This is a genomic window from Syntrophorhabdaceae bacterium, from assembly GCA_036504895.1.
In the GTDB taxonomy this organism is placed as follows: domain Bacteria; phylum Desulfobacterota; class Syntrophorhabdia; order Syntrophorhabdales; family Syntrophorhabdaceae; genus PNOM01.
Window position 1 is genome coordinate 25548 of sequence record DASXUJ010000010.1, and the last position, 9270, is coordinate 34817.

Sequence of the window (9270 nt, forward strand, 5' to 3'; positions counted from 1 at the left end):
GGACTTATTCGTGACACAAGATCACACGCCGAATGAACGATTATTCCAGTTGAAGGAAAAAATCGGAATAGACGAGAAGGACCTCAATGTCCTGAGCCCTTTCGCCGACTTTTTTATCGCAAGAAAAGACGAATTCGCCGATTATTTCTACGATGTCTTCTTCCGCATACCCGAAGCGCGCGTGGTGCTCGAGAGCGAGAGCGAGCCGGGCCTTCTGAAGAAGGTGTGGGCCGCATGGTTCGATTCGCTCTTCCGGTCCCGTCTTGACGGGAAATTTCTGGCATACCTGTGGAGTATAGGCGCGCGGCATGTGGAGGTGAATCTCGACCATCGCTTCACCAATCTCGGGTTCTCCATTATTCGCCAGTTCTGCCACAAAGTGATTCAGGAAGAGACGGGAATTGCCTATTCGGCAACTCTCGTGTTTGTCTTCGACAAGCTTCTCGATCTCTGCCTGCTTATAGAAACGGACGCATTCATCGAGAAGACCACGAGATGCGACCTTCAGGTCTTCCAGGGGGTTGAAGACCGGGTGAGGAACCCCGCCCTCGTAATAGGAGGGAACATAAAGCGCCTCCAGAAGCAGGTGGCGGCAGGGAGCAAGGAATATAAGGTTTACGAGATGCTCATGGCAGAAAACCAGAGGCTCGAGCGTATGGTCTCCGACGTAAAGGCCTATATGGAAATTTTCAACGAGGTGGTAAACTTTCAGCCCCTGAGGGTGGATAGCGTCATAGCCCCCCCGCTCTCGGAGCTTCGGGCAGAGGCGCTCTTCAATCACGTAAAGGTGGAGACCGAGTGTGGCGGCGATACCATGAAGATCATGGGCGACCCCGGAGAATTGAAACGCCTTTTTTATGCCCTCCTGAGAAACGGCATGGAAGCAGTAGACCCGGAAAACCCCCTTCTTAAGATTACCGCCCGGAAGGAAAAGGCTGCGCCCTTCAATGTGGAGATAGAGATATTCAACCGGGGCATACCGCCGAAACAGGAAGAGATCGAGGACCTCTTCACCCCCTTTTATTCCACGAAACTTGCAGGAACGGGATTCGGCCTCCCCATGGCCAAGCTTATCGTGAGAAAGCATTACGGGAAGATACGGATGGAGCCCATGGCAACCGGCACCAAAGTAATTATCACCCTCCCCGCCGGCCCATCATCCGCCGGGTCATCTTCTTCCCCAGCTCTTCGTTGACCGCGTCGTCGCGTTCCTTGACGTACCAAAATGTACGCCTGCGGAACGCTCCTCCTTGTCGCCTCGATCTGAGAAAGAATATGACCCGGCGGCGCCGCTTAAGATAATTCAAATACTAACGACATAGAGCAGCGCTTTAACGCATCCTCGTTTTCCGATTATACGTTTTCCGAGTTCCGCTTTTAACGCATTACACGCATCACACGCACTAACGCATTACACGGTTTTTCACGGTGGGGATTTTATGGGTAGAAACTATGGGGCGGCCGGAGAGCGCCCTTGGGAGGGCGCCGTCTGGAATCTTCCGGCTATCGGGCGGGGCTTACAAGCCTCCGCGGGTGGTGTGGTAGTTCATTATATTGATGAAGGCCTCGTCGTCGAGGAACTCATCGTAGCTCAATTCTTTCGTTACCATGCTGCTTCCGCAATTCGGACAGAAATTTTCAGGCACTTCTCCGTCGAGAAACATGTAACCGCATAAATCACATACATACTCATCGGGTATTCTCAAATATTCTCCTCCTCTTTTCCCTTTACCCGGTTCTTCCGGCCTTCTTTCGGTCGATACCGGGTTCGATACTTATAGGATCGTTGGGACGGGGGCATGATCCGATGTCTGTGTTTTCCTTACATCTCCGGCAGGCAAAGACACTTTCACTTACCACCTCACTATTGTAACATATATTTCCGAACTTTGCACATGCCTCTATGAACGCCCCTCATTCGGGGATGAAGTCAAAAAAGTTGTTCCAGAACGACCTCGAAATTCTTCTTTATCGTCTTTTCACCCTGAACCATCTCACCATGGCCCGGGATGAGATATTCTATGTCGAGTGCGGCCAGTCGGGCGATGCTTTGGGCGAGTTGGGAGGCGTCTCCCCCGTAAAGGTCGGTCCTTCCCACGCCCATATAAAAGACCGTGTCCCCTGAGATAAGGACTTTCTTTTCCTCCCAATAGAGGCAGACGGCCCCCGGCGCGTGACCGGGGGTGAGGAAGATCCTGAACGTCTTGTCGCCCACCTGCAATGTCCCCTCTTTCAGGAAAAGGTTAAAAGACTTTGCGGGAGATTGGGAGCCCCCGGCAAGGAAGAGCTCGCGGTAGCCATCGTTGAGAAAGGCATATTCTTCTTTGCTTATCCCTTTGATGACGCTCTCGTCGAAGCGTTCGATTGCTTCTATATGGTCCGGATGGCCATGGGTGCAGAGCACCATCTTTGCACTTTCCGGCCGTACGCCGTCTCTCGCCATCGACTGCACCACGTTATCGAAGAGGTGCGTGTGGCCCGGGTCGATAAGCACGGGCGTGTGGCCGTCGATGAACACGGTATTGCAGTTGTTCTCCTGGTAAGAGAGCCACGGGTATACGTAAAAGTCTTCAAATACTTTCATGCAGGTCCACTCCTAAACCCTGAATCTTTCGTAGTCCTCTTCGGTCCTCTCGACGGTGTAAGTCTCGGTCCCGACCTTCCCGGCTACTACGCTAATCTTAGGGGCTTTATATTTGGCGTAAAAACCTATAATATTGGCTACCAATCGTATGATCTCCCCGTCATGGGGTCCCTTCAGCACTGCCTCGGGTCCCTTGAACCCCTCGGGCGAAAAAAAGAGGTAAGGGGGCGCGCACAGGGAGCGGAGCCTTTCATTTTCCTCTTCGTCCCTTCCCACGATAAGCTTCACGTCTTCCCTCAGGCGGAAGTGACGGCCCAGGGTGAGGAGATCGATATCGAGGATGCCGAACGTTTTCTCCATGGAAATAAATTCTTTAAATCTGGCGGCAAAGATCGGGTCCGTAAGAAGGCAACCTCCGCCGGGCTTACTGAAGCTGGTGAGATTATACTTTTGCGCCAGGCCGTACTGGGGCGTTCTGCCTCTGCCCGTGATGGAGAGGAGCTTCGACCGGTCCAGTATACCTTCCTGCTCCGGAATAGTGGGGGTAAAGCACTGTGCGCAAAGGGGCCTCACGATGAGGCCTTCGAGGCCGCTCTCCACCTCGATCTGCCGCATTGTCTCCCTGCGCTGTGACATGGGGCGCTGCCCAAGGACTTCGCCGGTTACCACGAAGCTTGCCCCGGTCTCCTCCATGACTGCCGCGGTGATCCGGAGCATGTATATCCTGCAGTCGATGCAGGGGTTCATATTCTTGCCATACCCGTGCTTGGGGTGGAGGAGCACGTCAAAGTAATCCTCGCCCTTGTGCCGTGTGAGAAGCTCGATGCCGAGCTCCGCCGCGGTCTTCACGGCCATGGCGCCCTTCTCCTTATCCCTCTTGCTGGCAAAAGGCGAGGTAAAGTGGAACCCCACGACCTCTATGCCCTGCTCCATGATCAGTTTTGTGGACAGGATGCTGTCGAGTCCCCCTGAAATGAGGGATATTGCTTTCTTCTTCATCTCTTACCTTATCTTCCCGATGAGGCGCCTACGTCCTGTCCGGGGACCTCTCTTCGAGAGTATTCATCTTTATCCCCTGACCCACGCCCGGCAGCGGCACTACGGGGTTGGTGAGGAGAAAGCTGCCCGCCTGTATCCAGTCTCTAAGGAGGGTCGCGATCTCCACCGCCTTCGAATAGCTGGATATGGGGAAGGAGGGTATCTCCTTTCCGTTAAAGGATATAGTGCCGGTCTTTAATTCGGCGTAGCTCACCTCTCCCAGGCTTTTCGGCTCCCGCTGGGGGTAGTCGGAGCCGTAATCGACGATCTGGGCGAAGTAATCCTCGTCGCCCCGGGAGGTGAGGAAGGCCATCTCCTCATCGAGGACAGGTATGGGGATGCCTATGCCTACGAACATGGTTGCGCCGTATCCGATAAAGCTGGCCCCTTTCAGAAATTCGGGGCTCATCTGCTTGGCGTCTCCTATGGTTGCGAGTGTTCCCGCACCCGCCCTCGGTATGCCTTCGGCGCTGCGAATCACATCGGGATTATGCTGCGTGCCATGCCAGGCTACATAGCCCACGCCGCCCCCGAGGAAGATCCTCGTGCCGATACCGATCGTGCGGTAGAGGGGGTCCTTGAGCAAAGGGGAGAGCTGGCCCGCGCTCGAATAGTTGGCGCACCCCATATTAGGTTTCAGTACGCCCATATAGGTATGAATCACCTTGGGAGTGAGGTTGACCGCCACGTTATAATTCTGGTAGTCGTTTCGGGGGTTATAGAGGTATGCCTCGTTTACGTTGTTTTTATTTATATAGGTCTCTATCTTCTTGCGGGGATAACAGTCCGTGCCGTAGGCGGTCGCCACGAGCCTGATGTTTTTTCCGCCCACGAACTCTTCGATCACGTGCCCGCCGCCATACTTGAATGCGCCGGGATAGACGGTATTTCTGGGATCGTCGTCAGGAGATGCCGTGGCCCCTATGTAGACATCGACCGCGGCAAGTCCGCTGTATGCGGGAACATCATTAAGATAGCACTTGCCGCCCCCAATCTTGATCCGCGGCTTCGAGTGGCCCACGTTGAGGAACATGCCGCTCGAGCACATGGGGCCGAAGGTCCCGGTCGTCACCACGTCCACCTGCGCGGCGGCCGCTTTTACGCCCTTATCCTTGACGATCCCGATCATCTCTTCGGCGGTTACCACTACCACCTTGCCCGATTTTATTTTTTCATTAATTTCATCGATGGTCTTCAAAATTTCCTCCTCGGATGCGCTCCCGTCCCCGGCGGCCCGTGGGATAATTCGCGCCCGCAACTATGAATCCGTCCCGTCCCCCGACGGCAACGCCGCGTGTCTCCTCTGAAGTGTTTTCCCGGGGAGGATAGAAGCGATCCCTTAAGCCACTCCCCTATTATACACTAATCGGGTCAGAATTTCGAAAATTTCCCTGCCCCGGCAATGGAATACGGAGTCCACGGGAGGTATTTATTTATAGAAGCAAAGGTATGCCACGTCCGCCTCCACTTCGAGATCGAAGGAGGTATCTTTCGGGACGATAAAGGTCTCTTCGGGCCCGAAAACCTGCCAGTCCTTGCCCGGCAGCCTCACGCGCATGGAGCCCTCCACCACGGTCATGTGCTCTTCAGAAGAGGTGGAAAAAGTATATTTCCCCGGTTCCATGATGCCCACCGTAGCGTATCCTGCCTCGGTGTCCATGCCAAGGCTCTGTACTTTGCCCTCGAAATATTCGTTATGCTTTATCATGAAATACCTCCTATTATATGCCTGAGGGTCAGTTTAATATGGTTTGCCGCGGATTTGCAAGAGTACGTGGCGAGGACGTCGCGCGAGTCGCAGAGTCCCGCACAGCTCTCGGAAAAAACCAATCAGGGTGAAAGCGCTTGTCCATTTATGAACTGGTGCTTATAATCCGGGAGAGCCGGTGGGAGGTGAGGGTGAGAGTATTTACCTTGTTTTTCGGTATAATTTTTACGATCTTTATAAGTTCCTCTGTAATTTACGCCGGGGAAAGAAGTCCGGAATCCTACGCCGATTGGGGGAAATCGCTTTATAAAACTCATTGCGCATCCTGTCACGGCAAAGAGGGCAGGGGGGACGGCCCCAAGGCGGCAGCCCAGAATCTTTCGCTCCCGGACCTGTACGGACCAGCTTTTTGGGGACCCGATGCAAAGAAGAGGTCCCTGGCCGCAATTGCCGACGGTTACAAGACTATGCCTGCCCTGGACCTTACCGAAGATGAAGCACGGGCTGTCACCGATTATATGGCCCGGGCATTCAACAGATCACCCTGATTAGGACCCTGAATTTATCTTGCGAAAAGGGACGCATCGAAGACTTGCTTGCTTACTGCGGCTCTATCTCCTTTATTTTTAACCGCTCCGCTGCGAGCTCTCTCCGGTGTGTCTGTCTCAGGAGGAAAGTAGGTATGAAGGAGGCGGCGGCTGCGAAGGCGGCGGGGACGGTTACTGCCCAGAGAGCGGCTGCAATGGAGTGGTGGTCCCCGATATAACCGATGAGGATGGGGGAGAGGGATGAGGCGCAGTAGGCGAAGGTGACGATCATGCCGAGGGCGAGGCCCTTGAAGGAGGCGAAGATGAGACCAGTAAAGGTCCAGAGGCCCCCTGTGGTTGCGGAGCCGACGAAGCCTGCTGCCAGGGTGAATGTTGCCCTCAGGATCGTATTGGGCGCCCAGAGGGCGAGGGTGAAAAATATCCCCATAAGGATAGCTCCTGACATTCCGGTAAGCCGGTAGCCCGCCTTGTCGGCGATGAGGCCGGTAACGGGCCTGCCCAGTGCCTGCCCTATGCCGAAAGATCCGGCCAGCAGGCCGGCTCCGGTCGCGCTCATCAAGATCTCCGTGCGGAGATAGACGGGATACCACATGGTGAAGCCGAATTCGGACATCATCTGAAAGGTGAGCACCAATCCGAGAAAGAGGAGCATGAGCAGGTTCCGGGGTCGCAGGATGACCCGGTCGAAAAATATGCCGGTCCGCGCCCTTGGGCCCAACTCGGGCCAAAAGCGCCATTGGAGGAAGGCAACTGCTAATCCGGCTATGCCGACGACCAGAAAGGCACTCCGCCACGTGCCGGTAAGGTCGAGGAGCCAACCCGCCGCCGCCGGTCCGAGGAACCAGCCCACCGCGGAGCCGGAGGCAAGGATGCCGAGGAAAAATGCCGGTCTCTCCGGAAAAAGCTCCAGCGTGAATGCGGCGAGGGGGACGAAATAGAAGGCTTCGACCGTGCCGGTGAAAAAGCGGCTCCAGAAGAGCTGGGTCGTGCTGTTCGCGAGTCCCGATATGGCCGTGAGGGTCGAAAAGCCGAAGATGCCGAAGAGAATGACATACTTTCTGCCGAACCGATCCGATATGAGGCCGGCAGTGATCGGTATGAACATATACCCCCAGAGGGATGCAGAGCCCACCACGCCGAGGGTCGTCTTATCCACGCCGAAGGATTCCATGAGCGAGGGGATCAGGGGGCCGAATATCCACCTCTGGGCGAAATAGAAGAGCATCCCGATCCAGGCCGTGGCGAAAAAGGCCATTCTATTCGATTTCACGCGGTCTTCACCTGTATTTTCTCAGGATACAGGAGAGGGCGAGTTAAATCAACGGGAAATTCCGCTTTGAACAGGACCGGAGCTCTTCAATTTCAGCTTCATAAACTTCAAGGTGGTGAAAACAAAGCAATTCATGGTAGAGGTGACCCGCAAAGAAAGAGCCGATCTGTATACGATGTTCCTTACGTCGGTGATACAATATTATGAACCCGGGTAGAAACAAGGAGGCCCTGTTCCGTAAGGACAGGGCCCCTTAGTTTTTCTATCATTCACGAGAGTGGAAATCAGGGCAGGTATACTCCGGTGCCTATAAAATAGTTCGTGCCGGGGATGGGCTCCACATAGCCTATTTTTGCCGCTTCATCTTTCGTGCCCGGCTTCAGCCAGTAAAAATCAACGAAGCCTCCGCCCTTCTTTGCGGCCTCGCTTAAGGCGCGGACCACGAATTTTCCTTTTGTGTCCTTATAGTCATAAAGGTTTTTACCCTGCAGCTCCTTTTGTGTGCCATGGGCGATATTCACGCCTTTGGCGTCATAGACATAAAAATAGCCCGTATTATCGGGATAAAAGCGGACGGGTGCGATGAAGGAGCGGATCAGCTCGATGCGCTTTCTCTCGTTCTTTACCTTGGCGAGTATGCTGCCCAAGCCGGTAGCCACCGTATGGGTCACCGTCTTCGCCGTCTCTTTATAGCCTTCGATAACAGGGTCGGTTGTCTTTCCGTCGCCTGCTGCCCCTGCCGGACCGGCCAGGCTGATGAGTAACGCGAGACCCAGAAGAAGAGAGAGGAATCCGAGAGTCGGTGAGGTGGCCGGCGCGTTTCTGTGAATACCTTTGATACTCATGATAATAAATCCTCCTATTTTGGAATTATGGGTTGCATCGGTTCAATCTATCATAGGGCACGGGGCGGGGGCAACACGGCGATAACTCTTTTATCGGTCAAAGGGCCGGAAGTTTAAAAGAATGCCTGTCTTCAGGGATAGGAGAAGAACAGGCCCCCCACGAATGAAACGGTGTTCTTTCCGTGGTGATAGGGGATGGCGCACGCCTCGAGGAGCCTCGATACGTCTATGCCGTGAGCCTCGAGCGAGGGGAGGGCTTTCTCCGGATGGCCGCACGGCTCGTCTCTTTTTGCCCCGCATTCCGGGCAATAGCGGCACGGGCCGGCGCTCAATGCCAAAATTGTCGTCATACCATATTTCTCGCCGAGGAGATCCCTGATTTTTCTCACCACCTGCTCGTGGGCGATTCCGCCTTTATGCATGCCCCTTATATCGAGAGAGCTTTTCAGGGGATGGACGGTCTGGAAGATCAGGGCACGGGAATATTTCCGCACCTTTTGTACTAATTCGTGGTACTCTCCCAAGCGGGGAGGGCACATCAGGTTTTTCCCGTAATGGCCGCACTTGTTTTGCTCGCAGAGTCTTCTGAACATCTCGTCGAACTTCAAGACGTGTGTCTCCACCACCGCGGCGTGGGCTGCTCCCGAATCCAAAGCCGCCGCAATCAGTTCTTCAGCGGAAAGCGTTCCGGGTGTGGCGGGTTTTTCTTTCATCGATCCTTATGCTTCTCTCGGTCGCTCGTGAGGGCAACCATCCCATATCTCCTGGGGGAGTATGATATTCTCTGTGCCGGGTATGCGGGCCACCTGCCTCCCGGTATTGAGGTTTATCCCTTCTTTCAGGTATGCCCGATAGGCCAGTTGGCTGCAGTAGAATGCATTTTCCGATGAAGAATTGAAGAAGTTGATGTTATAGGGTTTCCCCGCCTCGGCCTGGGCGAGGCAGTAGGCCGCCACCTGTTCCCTTATCCGCTCCTCCTCGGTTGAAGGAAGGCCGCGGTTTCCCAAAGGATAAGCGACGCCGTAAAGGGTATCCGCGAACATGCCCCTCTCGTCCCTCATGAGGCTTTCGTCCCAGATGCCCCCCCTTATTTCGAAGGCCACCACCCGGCCTTTGCCGCCCGCCTCGACACAACGACCCCCGGGTCCGACAAAGATCGAAACGTGGTCCACGTCGCCGGGTATGAGTTTGCCGATCAGCCGCCAGAACAGGCCCGTGATGTCTCTCCCCGCTCCGTCGGTGGTGCAGATGAGATCTCCCGTTCTTACCGTGAGTCC

Annotated in this window: 11 protein-coding genes; 2 read left to right on the forward strand and 9 right to left on the reverse strand. The window is 54.8% G+C overall.

The window, feature by feature from the left end:
* Positions 1 to 10: 10 nt before the first annotated feature.
* Entirely contained in the window at positions 11 to 1195 is a 1185-nt protein-coding gene (locus tag VGJ94_01415; GenBank protein HEY3275250.1) for a protoglobin domain-containing protein, read from the forward strand.
* Positions 1196 to 1517: 322 nt separating this feature from the next.
* On the opposite strand, the gene VGJ94_01420 is transcribed toward VGJ94_01415, so the two are convergent.
* The 5 genes from VGJ94_01420 to VGJ94_01440 form a co-directional block, all read right to left on the reverse strand.
* On the reverse strand, positions 1518 to 1706 hold the full coding sequence (locus tag VGJ94_01420) for a hypothetical protein (GenBank protein ID HEY3275251.1): 189 nt from the start codon (positions 1704 to 1706) through the stop codon (positions 1518 to 1520).
* A 224-nt stretch (positions 1707 to 1930) separates the two neighbouring features.
* A complete protein-coding gene (locus VGJ94_01425; GenBank protein HEY3275252.1) occupies positions 1931 to 2584 on the reverse strand; it encodes an MBL fold metallo-hydrolase in 654 nt (217 codons plus the stop codon).
* A 12-nt stretch (positions 2585 to 2596) separates the two neighbouring features.
* Positions 2597 to 3583 (reverse strand): hypothetical protein, encoded by a 987-nt coding sequence (locus tag VGJ94_01430; GenBank protein ID HEY3275253.1) that lies wholly within the window; start codon positions 3581 to 3583, stop codon positions 2597 to 2599.
* Between the two features lie 28 nt (positions 3584 to 3611).
* Complete coding sequence (locus tag VGJ94_01435) at positions 3612 to 4820, reverse strand: homocysteine biosynthesis protein (GenBank protein ID HEY3275254.1); 1209 nt, start codon at positions 4818 to 4820, stop codon at positions 3612 to 3614.
* Between the two features lie 231 nt (positions 4821 to 5051).
* Positions 5052 to 5330: a pyrimidine/purine nucleoside phosphorylase gene (locus tag VGJ94_01440; GenBank protein HEY3275255.1), complete on the reverse strand. Its 279-nt coding sequence runs from the start codon at positions 5328 to 5330 to the stop codon at positions 5052 to 5054.
* 191 nt (positions 5331 to 5521) lie between these two features.
* On the opposite strand from VGJ94_01440, the gene VGJ94_01445 reads away from it, so the two are divergent.
* The gene (locus VGJ94_01445; GenBank protein HEY3275256.1) at positions 5522 to 5878 is read left to right on the forward strand and encodes a cytochrome c; all 357 of its coding nucleotides are present in this window, start codon (positions 5522 to 5524) and stop codon (positions 5876 to 5878) included.
* Positions 5879 to 5930: 52 nt separating this feature from the next.
* On the opposite strand, the gene VGJ94_01450 is transcribed toward VGJ94_01445, so the two are convergent.
* From VGJ94_01450 to VGJ94_01465, 4 genes are all read right to left on the reverse strand, one after another.
* Entirely contained in the window at positions 5931 to 7148 is a 1218-nt protein-coding gene (locus tag VGJ94_01450; GenBank protein HEY3275257.1) for an MFS transporter, read from the reverse strand.
* Between the two features lie 284 nt (positions 7149 to 7432).
* Positions 7433 to 7993, reverse strand: coding sequence for a cache domain-containing protein (locus VGJ94_01455; GenBank protein ID HEY3275258.1), 561 nt, complete (start codon positions 7991 to 7993; stop codon positions 7433 to 7435).
* Positions 7994 to 8124: 131 nt separating this feature from the next.
* Positions 8125 to 8706 carry a DUF2284 domain-containing protein gene (locus VGJ94_01460; GenBank protein HEY3275259.1) on the reverse strand — a complete coding sequence of 194 codons (582 nt, stop codon included), beginning with the start codon at positions 8704 to 8706 and terminating at the stop codon, positions 8125 to 8127.
* A 6-nt stretch (positions 8707 to 8712) separates the two neighbouring features.
* Positions 8713 to 9270: hypothetical protein (locus VGJ94_01465; GenBank protein HEY3275260.1), on the reverse strand; the 558-nt coding region annotated here is incomplete at its 5' end.